The sequence below is a fragment of the Vibrio sp. 1249-1 genome (assembly GCF_033340495.1).
The window spans coordinates 94,569-110,651 of record NZ_JAWOWJ010000007.1; the positions used below are offsets into that span (position 1 = coordinate 94,569).

Below are 16,083 nucleotides of genomic sequence, written 5' to 3' on the forward strand. Positions count from 1 at the left end.
GATAAGATACCACGACTTCAAAACTGAACGTTTAAAATGGAATCAATCGGACCTTACTGAATGCCTAATACAGTCACATCGTTTTTTATCGATACACTAACAACGCTACTATCGACTTCCGGGTTATTCCTCGCGTTCGTTGTGACCCTATACTTACTTCAAAGGCTGACTTGCGGCTTAGCTGCACGACAATTTGGAGGGAAAAGTATATACCTTAGCGCGATCGTAGGTACCCCTGTACATGAAATATCGCACGCTCTTATCTGCCTCCCATTTTTCCATAAGATAAACGAGGTGGCGCTATTCAAGCCTGATGGCACTGGAACATTAGGCTACGTGACTCACTCATACAACCCCGCGAACCTCTGGCAGCAGATCGGCAACTTTTTTATTGGTGTAGCTCCCCTGTTCGGTGGTACTGCGGCGATCTACATATTAACCTATTCGTTTCTGCCATACGGTGAAAACGTTATTGATGTCATTGACTCGTTAAGCGCCCCGTTCAGCCACACATCAGGATTTACCACATTTGTAACGGCCCTTTTTGACGCAGTGCTAAAGCTGAGCTCGGTTCTTTGGGTGATTGCTCAAGACAGTCCGGGCAAATTTGCCATTTGGATGTATTTAACCGCGGCCATCGCTTTGCATATGTCACCTTCCCCGGCAGACCTGCGCGGATCTGTTAAAGGGGCATTACTATTACTGCTCGTACTCGGTTGCGTTCGTTTAATTTCCGACCAGGCATGGGAATCTTTACTCGACCACCTAGCTTCGGGTCTTCTCTCGTTATCGATTACGTATTCTATTTGTATTTTACTGGCAGGCAGTTTGGCATTTTTCGTATTTGCATTTTCTTTGGTAAGCAAGAAATAAGTTATGACTCAAACACAGCAATACCAAGCACTAATCAACTGCCCGTCATGTAACAGCAAGGCAGATTTGGTCGGCCAAGTTATGGGTAGGGATAAAAAAGGTAGAGGAAAATACTCTTGTCTTTGCATGGCATGCGATGGATTTATCCAGTTGCCATCAGCATGCCCGAAGTGTAGCAGCAAGGAAGCCACTATTAACACTTCGGGTGCTCAGTATCGAATGTATTGCAGTTGCTGCAAAGAGGCATCGATATTGTTCTACGATAGCAGGATCGTGCGACCAGAGTTCTTAAAGTGTATATTTTAAGGGTAACTTCTCACGGTTTGATATTGTTGAGATTGAAATCATCCAGATCCAACATATCAAGAATTTCGATAATTGAAATATCTTCTCCCTGATCATACCGACGCTTATAGTCGAGATAAAAAATATCTCGAGGTGGACACTTTGAGTACAACTGTTCTTTTTCTTTCTTGCTTAACGCGTGTATAAACACGTAGTAATCTACCGCTTCAAGATAAGCCTTTAAAAAAGGTTTTTGTTCGGATATTCGAAAAAACTTCCACTTGTATCCTGTAGTTCCGCCTGAGACTGCAAAACCAGGTCTAAAGTAGCCCCCATACCCACTATTAAATTTGCCTATTGCAGCTGTGAAACCCGTAGCTATCTTCTTTGATCGGAAATTTGATTCTTTGCCCTTTCCGTAACCCATTTCCTTTGCAGTAAAAACGTGTTGAGTGTTTGGAACCCATATTGGAGAGCGCTCATTATCTTCTACAAAGTATTCAGGTATGTTGGTGCCAAACAGTAACCGAGCTGAACGGCGCCATAACTCTGCGTCAAATTCGACATCAATATATGGTGTCCCGTGCTTTGCTTCCTGCTCAATCCACTGCAAAAACATTTCTTCACGACGGCCATTGTAAACCGCTGCAATTGCGTTATGAGAAGCAATCCATTTAGTCGTAAATTCCACGGCAGCATCATGGTCATTGTATGACTTCGGGCTATATGTGCTTGTTTCAAGGGTTCGTGAATGAACCTGCCAGCGATGAAATGGGTTACCAGATTTGGTTTCTATACCAACATTGGGCGCTAGACAGTCCAAGGTATAGAATTTCTTGAACAGTCTGGCTGGGCGGTAATTGTTATCCAGATAGTAGTCATTACGTTTTGATATAGCTTCACTGATGTTCGCTGCGTATGGTTGGAACTCTTCTCCATTAGCTTTGAATTTCAGTTGAAACCCCTCACCTTTGGGAAGTTTTGTAATGTTTCGAAATTCTGCGGTTGACTGCATTCGTGTTTACCTAAGTCTTACTGTGTATGGTCTACAGAGGCTTTAATGGAAAGCTTTCTCTGGTAGATCAATTTCTTCGCCAAGCACACTACATACGTAAGCGCGCATAGCAGCAATTAATAACGTATTTCCGTTTTGTGTACATTCACCGCCCTTCACATACGCCGAGCAGGTTGTTGAGCCATCACTTGGAGAAATGAGGCTAATGTTTTGTGCATCAGCGATTGGACCGCCCAACTGCCAGTTAGTGGAAGGACTGTAGCCACGACCGATTTTTGTAATATAACCTTTAGGGTCATCATCCCATACCCAAAACCCAGCCTCTGAGCCAGAACCAAAGCCCATAGGGTCATACTTAATTGGAAGGTTTTGGCATTTCGCTACCGCCCAATCAAGAACAGCACCTTCTAAAGTTGAAACGTTAACGCGAGACATGAATCTTCCTTACTACGACTGGATAGCGACCATCACTATCACTTCAATGTAATTTAGGTTAATTCAAGCCTCCGATCGCGCAACAGCGTTATCGCCCTCTCTATCCAGGTTCAGATTCTTTTTTCGGAGTTTATAATCTTTGACACTAGCGTCCAACGTTAAGTAGTTGACGAACAAGCCTCAAAATCAACTTACACCCGGCAGTTAAAATCAGCATAGTCAAGATAGAGAAAACGAATCTCTCATTAAAGCTTAAGGCGTTTACCCAATGAATAAATTGCAACGCTCCCAAATGAAGGATTTCATCTGTCTGCTTACCTTCGTACAATAGAAAAAAACCATTCTTTCGCGTCAGTCAACAACCTTAGTTTTCTCCTTGTCACGCAACTGCAGTATGAATGCAACCCAAGGAAGCCCTACCATGATAGCCAGTACATACGCAGGCACATAATTGAAGAAAAATGGCATTGATACCGCAAGGCCAAATGAAATACTTGCTAGAAAACTTACTATCTTTTTCATCAATTACCCATTTCAATTCAAAAAAGTTTGAAGTCGGTTACCACCGTCTTTTTTATCTAGTTCTTGCATCATTGAAATAATAGATCTGCCGCGACCAGACTGAGAAGCAACCCCGACGACATATTGATGGATTATATTCTTCCCAGTCCCGGGCTTTACTGGGAAAGTGAAAGGAGTACCAGCTATTGCCATTGAATAACGGACTAGAACTCTACCGAATTTCTTAGCGTTTACCTTTCTTTTATGTGCAACTCTATAACTCATTCAATCTCTACTTTTCATTTTCTGTTAGACAGGCATGCACCCGTGTTTTGAAATCTTCTTGGCACATCAATACTGCCTGCTCACAAGTCACACCGAGCTTCCTAGATAGGACTCTGCAAGCATTACCAAACTGAAACTCTGCACACCAAGAACCGGACTGCCCCATGAAAACCTCATACTGTCCAAATGGGGTTTGAGCCAAAGCGCCCTGCTTATCATCGCTAAACAGGAACTCTAATTCTCTAACGCTCTCTGTAGTTGCCATACCTTAAGTTGCTGCCTTATTGGTGATTATGCGTTCCGATTAATGGTGTCATTTTATCATCTGAATAGATTTTAAAAACTTCTAATTTTGAAAATGTAGTAGTAGAGCTCTACTACTTGCGGGAATGATGATCGATGTTTTTATAGAAAGGTAACTTTCAGACAAGCAACATATTAAGGGCAACAGATCATGTCAGACGTTCAAACTATCACTTATGAATCTGGTCAAATGGGCCTATTCTTCGGTACCAACCAAGAATTGCAGACATTTACCGAAAAGCACAACAATACAAAAAAACGTGATCTTATAATGGCGGCTGCCCGTGATTTCCTTATATCAAACGCTCTGAATGTAGCATCGACAGACGCGCAGCGATTTAAAGCTAATGTAACGGCTATACGTGTCCTTAAAGCTCTCCGTGGTCGTAACAGCAGTGCTACTCGCTTAGAGCAAGAGAAGCTAGCCAAATACGTTGGTTGGGGCGCTCTGAGTTCTATCTTTGACGAGAAGAACACAAAGACCGAATCAAAGCGCCAGCAACTAAAAGACATGCTCACCGAAAGTGAGTACTACAGTGCGCGCACATCTACCCTATCGGCATTTTACACGCCCCTATATTTGACGCGTGGCATCTACACGATGTTAGCTAATGCCGGCTTTAATGCTGGTGGCCGAATTTGCGATCCTGCAGCTGGTATGGGTGGCCTTATAGCTCCTATGTCTGCCGATATGTTTGAAAACTCCAAAGTTACGCTGTGTGAGCTTGATAGCGTGACTGCAGAGGCACTAGAACACCTTTACCCGAATGCAACCGTATATGGTAATAAGGGTTTTGAAGAACTGAACATCAAAGCTAATCAAGATCTAGTAATCCAGAACCCACCTTTTGGCAGTGCAAAAGTGATTGATAAGCTGGATTCGCAGCTTAACGGTATGACTCTGCACAACTATTTTATGGCTAAAGGTGCAAAAATCTTACGCATGGGTGGCCTTATGGTCGCTATCGTGTCTACCTCGTTCCTTGACTCCAAGAGCACTAAGGCTCGAGAAATCGTCGCTAACCTTGCCGAGCTGCGCGGTGCTATACGACTACCTAAAAGTGTGTTTCAAGAGCACAGCGGCGCTAACGCTTCGGTTGACGTCCTATTACTGCAACGTTCTAACACTGCAACTGCGGCGACGGCTGATTGGGTTCATGCTTTCGAACAAACTTTACCTACAGGCGAATCGTACTACCTAAACAACCACTACGTTGCAAATCCAGATGCAATTCTCGGTGTCATGGAAGTACAGCCAGGCATTCAAGGTAAACAGATCCAATGCATGTCAGATTCAAAAGACATCGTAGCTGATGTTCAGAGAGCTTTTGCCGCTCATTTCCCGAAAGATATTTACTTTGAATCGACTCAGACCTCAGAAAGTGATGATGACGAATTCTTAGCGCCTATGGCTGGCCTAGTCTCAGACAATGCCTATATCGACTTTGGCGGCTTTGCGCTAACCGAAGATGACAAAGTAGCGATTCGAAAGCAGGACGACGAACACGGAAACATGACGTTTGACGTATGTCAGGAGATCACAGGCAAACGCGCTGCCCGTATCGCTTCTATGATTGCAGTTAAACAGTCTATGGCTCAGTTACTTGAGCTAGAGCGCACAGATGGTCACGAACTGGCTATTGAAACAGCCCGTCAAGAACTGAACGACCGTTACGATGCCTTTGTTCGTCAACACGGCTTCATTCAGGAAAGCGCCAACCGCCGCGCTTTCGGTAAAGACCCTTTCTATGCAAATCTGGCTAGCCTTGAGTCTAATTTCAATCGCGGTGTTACTCGTGAGCAAGCTAAACGCCTAAACGTACCAGCAGAAAAACCTCACGCCGACAAAGCAGAGATTTTTAGCCGTCGTATCATCAAGCCGTGGGTTGCGCCTACTTCTGCAGACAACAGCACTGACGCATTGTGGGTGTGTTGGAATGACAGCCACACTATTGATATTCCGCGTATTGCTGCGCTTTGCGGTCAATCAATCGAGCAGACTAAACGTGAACTCGTAGGTAACCTAATCTTTCTAGACCCGAAAAACGGCCAATATGAATTTGCAGAAACCTACCTATCAGGCGATGTAAAGAGCAAGTTTGAGGTTGTCAGTGCTTTAGTAAACGGTAACTCTTCGTTACTGCCTAACTACGAGGCTCTAAAAGCTATACAGCCTGCAGACGTCCCAGCTGTAGACATTAATGTCGAACTTAACGCGGGTTGGCTACCTATTAGCGTAGTGAAAGACTTCATTAGCCAACTGTTGAGCTGTAGTGTCGATGCTGAACACGTTTTAGGTCAATGGTTCGTTAAAGCCACAGGTGTGCCGAGTGTTATCAATACTCAACAATTCGGCATCGATGGCTACCCAGCGACAAAAATCATTTCTCGTATGATGGCAGGCCGTGACCTAATTGTACGTCGTACTAACACACACGGTACGTTCATTGACCGAGAAGCGACCGTTCAAGTTGAGTCAATAGCTACAGAAATCACAACTCGATTCGAGGATTGGATTTGGTCATGTGACAAACGCCGCGCTGAACTTGAAAGCTTATATAACGAGAAATTTAACCGCTATGTGAAACCTAAATACAGCGGTGAAATGCTTGTATTCCCGAACATGAATAGCAGTATTTCTTTACGTGCACACCAGAAAACATGTGTACGCCGCGCACTGGCGCAAGGTTCTTTTCTCATGGATATGTCGGTAGGTTCAGGCAAAACTTACGCGCTAGCTGCTATTTGTAACACGTGGCACCGCTTAGGCCTTAAAGAGCGTACAGCTGTTGTATTACCTAACCATTTGGTTGAAGCAATCGCTGTAGAATGGCTGACTTTATACCCTACTGAAAAGCTACTGGTACTATCACCGGAAGATATGAGCGCACAAAAGCGCCGCGAGACACTTAACCGAATCAAGACAGGTGCAAAGATTGTACTGATCCCTGAGTCGACCTTTAAAGCTATTGCATTACCGAAAGAAGCCGAATCTCAGATCATCCATGATGAAATTTGGGAGACTCGCCGCGCTATCGAAGTTCTAAGCGCTCGTTTCTCTGTTAAGAAGCTTGAAACCAAACTGAAAAACCTTGAATTCAAACTGGAATCACTGACCAACCGTGAAGCGAAAGACGAGTATTTAGACTTCGCTGAACTGGGTTTTGATTCAATTCTTGCGGATGAAGCGCACAGCTATAAAAATTTATCATTCTCGACGGTTGCACTGTCAAATGTTCGCGGCATTGGTAACCCTGACGGTAGCCAGCGCGCTTGGGATATGTTTTGTAAAATCCGTCACTTAAACGAAAATAACGACCATGCAGGCGTTGTATTTAGTACTGGTACACCGATCTCAAATAGCATTATCGAGCTTTGGAGCATTCAGAAATACCTTGCCTACGACGAGCTGAAACAAGCTAATTTACACTGGTTGGATTCATGGGCTGACTTGTACACAACCACCAGCAGCGAATTTGAGATCGACGCGACAGGTATCAACTTCAAACCAGTGTCACGCCTACGCTCATTCAATAACTTGCCAGAGCTGCAGGCTATTTATGGCTGTATTGCGGAAACCGTTACTAAGAAACAGCTTAACGACTACCTACCTAAATTAGCTGGTGGCTATAACATGATACCGCCAGTAGTCGGAGGAAAGCCGCAGACAATTTTTGTAGACCCATCAGATCAACAAAAAGAATTCATCGATTCATTAGTAGAAAGAGCTAAGGATTTCAAAAGCTCTCCAATCGATAACGACAATATGTTGCTGTTGATGTATCACGCACGATGCGCGTCACTGGATTTGCGAGTACTTGACCCGAGCAAAGCCGAAAATGAGAACTCAAAAGCAACAGCATGTGCAAACAAAGTCGCGGAGATTTACCGTCAATATGACGCGGTAAAAGGCACACAACTAATTTTTTGTGACCTGTCGACTCCGAATAAAGGTAAAGAGAAGTTACGCGCCAAAATTCGCCAGCTAATGAAAGATGCGAACACTGGCGACGAAGCAGCACAGAGAGAATTAGAAACAATCGGTCATGACCAAATCATGGCGGCTGAATCTAGCTATTCAGTCTATGACGATATTAAGCAACAGCTAATTGCGCTTGGCATCCCTGAACATGAGATCGCTTTTGCTCAGGAGTACAAAACACCAAAGGCTAAGGCAGAGCTTTACTTGCAGATCAATAACGGTGTAAAACGCGTTGTGCTAGCATCCACTCAGTTAATGGGAACTGGTTGTAATATCAACAACTTAGGTGTAGCGGTGCACCATTTAGATCCATGCTACAAACCGTCTGACATGGAGCAACGCACAGGTCGATTAGAGCGCCAAGGCAACCACCTGTATGAAGCCGACCCAGCTAATTTTGAAGGTGTTAATGTAATTTATTACGCGACCCGTAACAGCCTTGATAGCTTCCTATATCAAACGCTGGAAACAAAGGCGAACTGGATTGAAGCATTCCGCGCTGGTGAAACTAACCTACGTACAATGAACGCCCTATCAGCAGACAGCATCACGTTTGCTGAGATTAAAGCGGAGATCTCAGGTAACCCGCTAGTGCTTGAACATCTTCAATTGTCCAAAGAAATCACTAAACTGACGGTGCAACACAAACGCCACCAGCAACAGCAGCACCAATACGAGGACGGTATTAAACGTTACCTAAGCCGTGAGAAGACGCAAGCACAATTGATTCAAGACATTAAAAACGATATGGCAAAGTATGAAGCAAACGCATTGCCAAAAGGTGAGTTTGAGGCCGTAGTGTCAGGCTATGACGTTAATAAATTCGCTACAGCTGCGGAGCTGTTAGAAGCTGAGTTACAACACTGGTCTAAAGCTAATAAAACCAGTTACAAACCTGTTATGTACTATTGCGGCTTTGCGGTTAGGTTTGGCGTGAATTACGGTAGCCACGCCGTTTATATCGAGGGTGATAACGAGTATTCCGTTATCCTATCCGGTGGCGCTAAAACAAGTGGAACATCGATCCTTTATTCAGTGATTAATCAGCTTAAAGGCTTAGACAAAACGCTTAAAAACCAAGAAAGCTACTTAGAAGAAATCCGCGTTAACCTGAAAACGGCACAGTCTCAGATTGGGCGCGAGTTTGACGGTCTACAGAACCTGATTGACGCTAAGAAACGATTAGCCGAGGTTAAGCATGAACTTATGACACAAAATGAGGAAACTCTAGCCGCTGCTTAAAATTATGGCGTAGTAACAAATTTTTGTTATTACGCCTTTTCTCTACCTGTAATGGTATTGCGCGATTACTACTCTCGCTTAAGGTTGAAGAATCTTAGTTAGAGGCGTAACACAAATGACGAATTCAAAAGCACAAACACCTGACCTTATAGCTCCAATTACTTATGCCAATGAGTATGGCGAGCTTGTTCTAACCCCAGTCACTGAGTACATGCCAGTTTCAGGTATTTCAGTGGATAAACTGCCGGTTATTGAGCAACACATGTTTTCTATTGAGGATGCAGAGGTAATCGGTCTGATCACTGAAAACCGTAAAGTGCAGTTGTCTACCCCTTATATTCTTCAAAAGGGTCACCCACGTAAAACGGATGCGTACATCATCCATCACCAATCACCAAGCGTTGCTTGTGTGTGTAAGGCCGAAATCAAGACCTCTATCATCGAGAGTGGCTTAAGCGCACAAGGGGAACTCGACCGCATCTATCAAGGGTCATCACAAAAGCTTGTCGCTCAGTACGGCATTTGAGGTACCGATAATGGAATGTAGTCACGTAGTTGCCTCTGTGGGCGGTAAGTTCATAGTACTTGGCGATGTTGCGACACAGTACCGTGAGTGGACAGCCCAGGTTGAAGATTTCAACGAGAAGAACAGAACCCACGTTGTAACACCACCGCCAGAATTCAAGTTTGCCAAATACTGTATGAATTGCGGCGAGAAGATTAACCAAGACGCGGTAAAAACTGCATTGCGAGGTGGCGATGAAAGCCGATAGCCCAACTGTCCCAATGCCAGATTACGGAGACGCTAAAGCGTTTATAAACCGATTGAAAGTCGCCACTGGTGAAAAAAGAGATGGTGAGTTAGCAATAATCTTAGGTAAACCGAAATCTACAATCGCCACGTGGAAGCAGAAAAACAGAATTAACCATGAGGCAATGATCCTTGTTCACCTATTAACTGGTGCATCTATCCAATATCTTGCGTTTGGTATAGGCGAACCATTCCCTAACGGGAAGCAAGCTGCCAACCTTCCTGTAAGTAATGAACAGCCAGAAAGCAATGTTGTTCACATGATTCAAAATGGCGAATTATCTGTCTGTAGAACAATGATATTAGGTAAAGGAACATTAGATTTCTTCGGGCTAAACCGTGAACATCTCACTATCGTTGACCATGATGATGAAACCCTGTTTATCGACCGTCAAGAGTCATTACCAAGTTCAGGGCGATACCTTGTAGCTATAGATGGTGCGTTCGGTATTTACGAGCTTCAACGATTACCGAACAAAAAAGTTGAAGTCCAATTTTCAACAAGTAACCGCGATTTGAACTTAGCTGATCTGTTGATTGCCGGCAAAGTCAAAATGGCAATGAACAAACGATAATTATTAGAAGGATTCACCACATGAATGCACAAGAAATTCTGGCAAACGCGCCCGACAACGCAGTCTATTGGTCACCAGTTGTAGGACAGTACTTTGACCGCCAGTTCATCATTTCAGGTCGACAATTTGAAGGCAGTTTGATCCAGGTTGGTCAAGAATATCGTGACGAATTGGTGGCATTAAGTTCACTGACAGACGACATGTTACCAGAGGATGACACCGCATCCGTTGAAGTTAGCTTAAATGAAGATCGTCAGGGTCTGGTACAAGTAGAAATCAATAACGTCAATTTTGGGGTATTTGCGACACTCGATGGTGATGAATATACTTGGTTCCCCAAACGTACCGAGCAATTGTCAGGAGACATGATCGTTGCTATTGGCAAAGCTCTGACCAAGTGGAACATGACCGAATCACAATAATGGTATGAGCACAAAACCTTCATTCAACCAGATAGGCTATAACTTGCAAATTGTAGAATTTCGGATGGTCTATACAATGCTCACTCTATTGGTTAGACGCAACACACGAATATCTAACTCATTATCTATTTGGAGTGGTTTCTGGTATTTAAGTCTTGATATTTTTGGGTAGTTAAAATTGGAGTCAGTAAATAATAATACTTTAAATATTATTAACATATGTGAATTATTTTATAAAAAGTAAGTTGGTGTATTAGGAAGGAAAAGACACATCTTCGTTAATACGCCATGAATAAGAAAATACGTAAACGGATAAATAGGAATCTATAGTGAAGTATCTAAAAATTTGCTTAAAGGAAATAGTGAAATCAAGAGGAATCGCTTTCTTTTTTGTTAAGGTTAATCTGTTTTTGTTTTTGGTGTTTTATGTTTGCCTCATTTCGTTTACAAGAACTATTGATGACGCAATGCTAATTACACTCGAAGATACAGGCTGGACTTATACTAAGGAATATACAGAGGTCAATGGTGTTGAACGAAATCAGATTAGGCCTGACCGTATAAACATAATGGCGATTAATAGCGTGCTTAAAGAGAACTCGAACTGGGTTGATAGAGCAATTGGCATCGCTAAACATATTACGAAAACGACAGATTTGAACTTCGTAATATGCGAAAAGGATAAGAAGATGTTCTTTGTTAATTCAGGGTCAATTGCAGACTTCAAAGACCCTAATAATGGATGTGAAATTCAAAATGATTAAAAATAACTCACTATCACTAAACTTACTAAAAAGCGGGGTTACCCGCTTTTTTAATATCTAAAATTCAATCTATTCCTCCCCCCCCTAAAACACTTCATTCAAGCTATAACTTTGAAAAATATAGAGATATCCCCTTCGATATTTTTCCTTTAAATCGCTACTTGCGCGTTACGGAAAGAATCAGAGAATTGGGAAGTAACCAAAAGAGCTAACCACTCTTACAACTCAATTATGTGGAATTATCATCATGCAAACCGAGCAAGTAAAACAAACTGAACAGCTATACCTTCCTGTTGTTATCCGTGAGGGCCAAGAGTTCGACTTCACCGCTTTAGAATCTGGTACGCCTATACGTGTATCACCAAAGCTGATCGATGACTTGACCATTGGAGGCAACAAACGCCGTAAGAAAGAGCGAAGCGATGACTTCGCAGAGAGTATCCGTACTAACGGTGTTATTCAGTCCCTGTCTGTTCGTCCTCATGTTGATAACCCACACCGCTTAGAGCTGTGCGCCGGTTATGGTCGCCGCGACATGTCACTACGTTTTGACCTTGAATCTGTGCCAGTTGTAGTAAACCAATATTCAGACCGTGAAGCACTGGCGGTGATGTTTGCTGAAAACCACGACCGTGAAAATATCACGATCGTTGATGAAGCTGATCTGGCCCAAAACTACCTGTCTTACCATGATGGTGATTACGCTACGGCTGCTGTGGCTCTAGGCCTGTCAGAAAAGACATTCCGCGAACGTCTGCAACTAAAACGCCTTACTGATAACGTTTTGGACCACCTAGCTGATCCAACTAACAAATTTACTCTCGGTCACGCACTGATCCTGAGTACATTTGATGCTGAAACGCAGGAGAAAACACTTGCTGCAATTCTGGCTAACCCTACCGAATACACAGTTAAAAATCTGAAACTACGCGCCTCTCAGCGCCAGATCCCATTAGCTAAGGCTCCTTTCGACACCAAAGCATGTGACAGCTGTATCCACAACACAGGGGAACAGCTAGACCTACTTGGCAATGGCGATACCGATGCGAAATGTAGTAAAGCCTCATGCTTTATTGAAAAGGCTCAGGCATGGGTACACAACGAGCGCACAGCTGAACTGGAAGAAAAGTATGGTCGTGTCATTGCTTGGGAAGCCAAACCAGAATCTGACCGCCGCACAGTGACTGAGGAAGTGGTAGGTAAGAAGCAATTCACTAGCGGATGCATGGGTTGTGAAAGCAAATGCACTGTAGTCGATGACCGCCCGATGAAATGGGGTGAATACACTCAAGATCAGTGTATTGATACTGATTGTTTCAATTCATGTGTAAGTGCTTTGAAAGAAGCAAAGGCAGAGAAAGCACGTAAGCAGAAAGAAGCGCGTGAAGCTAAAGAGAAAGAGAAAGTTGCCGCCCAGGAACAACAGGCAGAATCTTCAAATGTTGATGTGGCTGACCAACCGACAGAAGAAAAGAAAGTCACCGTTGAGCAAGAAGAAGTTGTCGTTACTACCGCTCCAGTTCAGCGTAAAACATCTGCAGCCGTGTTAGAGGATTACCGTAAGTCTCTACGTGCAACCAGTGCAAGCGTTGCAATTACCGACCCACAATTTCGTATGGCTACTGCCCTAGCCGCCTTGTGTGACGTTAGCGGTTACGAGCCACCTGTTGACGCGATTAAAAAGAACCGTTGGCCTCGCTTTAATGACCGTGTGCTTGCATTTATGGATCTGAGCCTACAACAAATCCAAGAATACATGGCAGAGGCGGTCATTCACCATGCAACCGTTGGAGATAAGAATTCCAACACTGATTTGATGATTAATGTTCTCGGCAAGAACCCTAAAGGTCAGAGCATCGCAATCGAAGCATGGAAACCAAGTAAAGAACGCCTTGGCATGTATAACATCGCGCAAATTAACCAAATGTGTGTTGAGGCAGGATTCGATAAGGCTTATGAAGCTGCCAACGGTGAAGCGTCATTCTCTCTGTTATTCAAAAACCGTAAGGATGACATCGTTAGCGGTGTTATGGGCTTCAAATTCGATTGGTCACACTTCGCACCCTCTGACTACCTTGCCTTAGTTCGTTAACCATTCGGGGAGTGGCAACACTCCCCAAACTTACCCTATTGCGCGATGCGGAAACTCGCTCAGTATGAATTACATAACCAACGGGAACTAACCACTCCCTACTCTCAATAACACTGTGGATTATCAAAATGAATTTAAAAAACGTATGTGAATTAGTTAAAGCTGCCGGTCAAACTCGCGCAATCATCACAATTGACACTAATAACGAAGATGCAGTAATCATCGTTAATATTCCAACCTCTAACGCTGCTTGTCTTCCAAAGGTTGAAGACGACAAACAGATGACACTACGTTCAGCTCTAGCCACGCCTATGCGTGTTTTAGGCAAGATAGAAGATGTTGATGCGGTCTTTGATGAACAGCTTGCAGAATTTGGTGAGGGCTTTGCTCCTGCTTCACTTCAACTGAAAGGCGTAAAAACTAACGCTGCGGCTGCTAAGGCTTCAACTCAAGCCGTTACAACTACCCCTAAAACTACGGTTAAAAAAGCAAGTAACAAAAAGAATGCTGCAAAAACTGAAAAACCAGATGCAGTAGAAACTAAAAACACCACTGAAACCGCGCCAAAAGCTCCAGAGAAAGCCGATAAGGTAGAAACCGCACCAACTGATGCAGTTGCAACTCAAGATGCGCCAGAAGCGGTAGAGGCTGATGACGAGGGTATGTCACTTGAGAGCGACAACTTTGATTTCTTCCAGAATGGCGCACTTTAAGGTTTAGGGGTATCCGAGATATGAGTAATACAGCAACACCAGAATTGAAATGGCAATTCAAGTTAGGCAATACACTGATTGATTTCCCAAACCCTTTTGGTTCAATCCAAGACAATAAACGACTTTTGGCACAGCACTTTCCTCAATTACGTTGGACTGAAATCTACGAGGAAGATGCGCGATTAGAGAATGGTTGTATGGTTTTACCTGTTGTTCCGCCACCAGTGAAAACAAACGGTTAAGCACATGGCAGACAATATCAAAGAGAAGTTAAACCAGTGGCGCGATAAGTGCGCCACCAACATGGCTAATCATTCTGTCGAAGAAGTTGAATTGGAAGAAAAATCATGCGTAATACATCAGTTGAATTCAGTGGTTCACAAAATCAAACACCTTTCTCCATCCTTACCGGAATCAATGGAACTAAAGGACATTCCACCGCTAATGTAGCGCATGTTAAGAAAGCTTCAAGCAAGGCGGCTGGTGGCTTTAAGCCATTAGCCCCTTGGTACGCTGCGGTTAAGCCGCAAGAGCTTATATTAAGCCAGAGTGTGCGTAATAATTTGGGTTATAAACGCGAAGATGTTTACCAAGATACCATCATCGAAAAAACCTCATTTTGGGAAGCTCTCGCGCTGTTTGGACTCAAACACGGCATGTTGACCGAGTTCGACATCGAGAACCTTATAGAAGCTCCTATCGGCACTACAAAGCAGGTTTCTGCTGCTAAAGAGCTTGGCAAAAAGGTACTTGGTTTCTACCAAACTGGATTAACTGATCAGCAATACAAAATTGAAGCATGTTTTAAGGCATTTGAAGCCCCTGTTTCTATCCGTGCTGACATTGCCCATTGGTACGTTACTCCGACCGAATCAAATTGGGGTTTTGATTTAACTCTCGATGAAGACGAGTGCTATGGCGAAGACTACGATGAACTAGACCAAAGCTTCAATGACCTAAGCATCCGTATTGAGCATTGCTCTCGCGTATCAGCGTTGTCATTCGACCTAGACCAATTCAGCCCAAGTGTCGGCACAATGTATTTTCAAACCCTGCGTCTGCTATCACTTATGAACTTTAAAACGATGGCACTTGAATATTGTGATACCGAGGGAACGCTTGAAGCATACGCTGAAATTTTCAAAGTATTTGACCTGACTTCTGAACAAGTACAGAAGATCACTGGCTGCGATGAAGATTCCATCGAAGAAGTGTTGAACGACATCAACCCACTAATTTTCAAAGCTATTGGTTCGCACGATGAATATATTGATTTACATAACGTTATCAACGCTGCCTTGTACTACAAAGCAACCGTAGCAACGAAATGGTATCAGAAAGATACCCCATTCTATCGCGGTCAATCTGTCATTATGAACGCTATGGGACTGTTAGAAACTGTAAATAAAATCCGTCCTAACCCACTAAATCCAAATGACGTTAAAGGTATTGCCGCGCTAAAAACTGCGTTACGCACTGTCATTGAGTTGGGGCATGAAGCATATGACTCACCGTGGTTACTTGGCAGTGATAATCCGATCGATTGTTTCGCTTTTATCACAACTGGTAGCGACATCGAGAAATACACTCTTGAAGTAGAAAACGAGCACCGTCAATCAATCGGTGAATGTGGCGCACTTCGCCTTGACCTATCGGCTAACGACACAGGTCTACGCACTATCGAAAACATTCATCTAGCTGACAAGTGCTTGATGTTGCTTGCTTCGGTCTAGCGCGATTTCAAACTTAGCATACCATCTTAAATATCGGTTGAGGCTAACCACT

At 43.5% G+C, this 16,083-nt stretch carries 15 protein-coding genes; 11 read left to right on the forward strand and 4 right to left on the reverse strand.

The genetic code is table 11. The annotated features are described in order from the left end of the window. Positions 1-60: 60 nt before the first annotated feature. Positions 61-873 (forward strand): hypothetical protein, encoded by an 813-nt coding sequence (locus R7Z50_RS14430; protein WP_079324392.1) that lies wholly within the window; start codon positions 61-63, stop codon positions 871-873. Positions 874-1,189: 316 nt separating this feature from the next. Here R7Z50_RS14430 and R7Z50_RS14435 read toward each other — a convergent pair whose 3' ends face one another. The 4 genes from R7Z50_RS14435 to R7Z50_RS14450 form a co-directional block, all read right to left on the reverse strand. Then, the gene (locus R7Z50_RS14435; protein WP_053409859.1) at positions 1,190-2,173 is read right to left on the reverse strand and encodes a hypothetical protein; all 984 of its coding nucleotides are present in this window, start codon (positions 2,171-2,173) and stop codon (positions 1,190-1,192) included. Positions 2,174-2,215: 42 nt separating this feature from the next. After that, positions 2,216-2,608, reverse strand: coding sequence for a phage protein NinX family protein (locus tag R7Z50_RS14440; RefSeq protein ID WP_053409858.1), 393 nt, complete (start codon positions 2,606-2,608; stop codon positions 2,216-2,218). A gap of 351 nt (positions 2,609-2,959) precedes the next feature. After that, positions 2,960-3,130 (reverse strand): hypothetical protein, encoded by a 171-nt coding sequence (locus R7Z50_RS14445; RefSeq protein WP_157052368.1) that lies wholly within the window; start codon positions 3,128-3,130, stop codon positions 2,960-2,962. A 271-nt stretch (positions 3,131-3,401) separates the two neighbouring features. Continuing rightward, positions 3,402-3,659: a hypothetical protein gene (locus tag R7Z50_RS14450; RefSeq protein ID WP_053409855.1), complete on the reverse strand. Its 258-nt coding sequence runs from the start codon at positions 3,657-3,659 to the stop codon at positions 3,402-3,404. Between the two features lie 189 nt (positions 3,660-3,848). Here R7Z50_RS14450 and R7Z50_RS14455 point away from each other — a divergent pair, with 189 nt between their 5' ends. The 10 genes from R7Z50_RS14455 to R7Z50_RS14500 all read left to right on the forward strand — a co-directional run bounded on the left by R7Z50_RS14455 (position 3,849) and on the right by R7Z50_RS14500 (position 16,031). Continuing rightward, on the forward strand, positions 3,849-8,921 hold the full coding sequence (locus tag R7Z50_RS14455) for a DEAD/DEAH box helicase family protein (RefSeq protein WP_053409854.1): 5,073 nt from the start codon (positions 3,849-3,851) through the stop codon (positions 8,919-8,921). 115 nt (positions 8,922-9,036) lie between these two features. Then, a complete protein-coding gene (locus R7Z50_RS14460; protein ID WP_053409853.1) occupies positions 9,037-9,447 on the forward strand; it encodes a hypothetical protein in 411 nt (136 codons plus the stop codon). Positions 9,448-9,457: 10 nt separating this feature from the next. Next, positions 9,458-9,694, forward strand: a complete 237-nt coding sequence (locus R7Z50_RS14465; RefSeq protein WP_053409852.1) for a hypothetical protein — start codon at positions 9,458-9,460, stop codon at positions 9,692-9,694. Then, positions 9,681-10,307 (forward strand): phage repressor protein CI, encoded by a 627-nt coding sequence (locus R7Z50_RS14470; protein ID WP_053409851.1) that lies wholly within the window; start codon positions 9,681-9,683, stop codon positions 10,305-10,307. Before R7Z50_RS14465 ends, R7Z50_RS14470 begins: the two co-directional genes overlap by 14 nt. A 20-nt stretch (positions 10,308-10,327) precedes the next feature. Further along, positions 10,328-10,729, forward strand: coding sequence for a hypothetical protein (locus R7Z50_RS14475; RefSeq protein WP_053409850.1), 402 nt, complete (start codon positions 10,328-10,330; stop codon positions 10,727-10,729). 329 nt (positions 10,730-11,058) lie between these two features. Next, positions 11,059-11,493 (forward strand): hypothetical protein, encoded by a 435-nt coding sequence (locus R7Z50_RS14480; protein WP_053409849.1) that lies wholly within the window; start codon positions 11,059-11,061, stop codon positions 11,491-11,493. 247 nt (positions 11,494-11,740) lie between these two features. After that, the gene (locus R7Z50_RS14485) at positions 11,741-13,585 is read left to right on the forward strand and encodes a ParB/RepB/Spo0J family partition protein (RefSeq protein WP_053409848.1); all 1,845 of its coding nucleotides are present in this window, start codon (positions 11,741-11,743) and stop codon (positions 13,583-13,585) included. A 128-nt stretch (positions 13,586-13,713) separates the two neighbouring features. After that, complete coding sequence (locus R7Z50_RS14490; RefSeq protein ID WP_053409847.1) at positions 13,714-14,298, forward strand: hypothetical protein; 585 nt, start codon at positions 13,714-13,716, stop codon at positions 14,296-14,298. A 20-nt stretch (positions 14,299-14,318) separates the two neighbouring features. Then, positions 14,319-14,540: a hypothetical protein gene (locus R7Z50_RS14495; RefSeq protein WP_017190476.1), complete on the forward strand. Its 222-nt coding sequence runs from the start codon at positions 14,319-14,321 to the stop codon at positions 14,538-14,540. Positions 14,541-14,645: 105 nt separating this feature from the next. Next, on the forward strand, positions 14,646-16,031 hold the full coding sequence (locus R7Z50_RS14500; RefSeq protein ID WP_053409846.1) for a hypothetical protein: 1,386 nt from the start codon (positions 14,646-14,648) through the stop codon (positions 16,029-16,031). Positions 16,032-16,083: the final 52 nt, after the last annotated feature.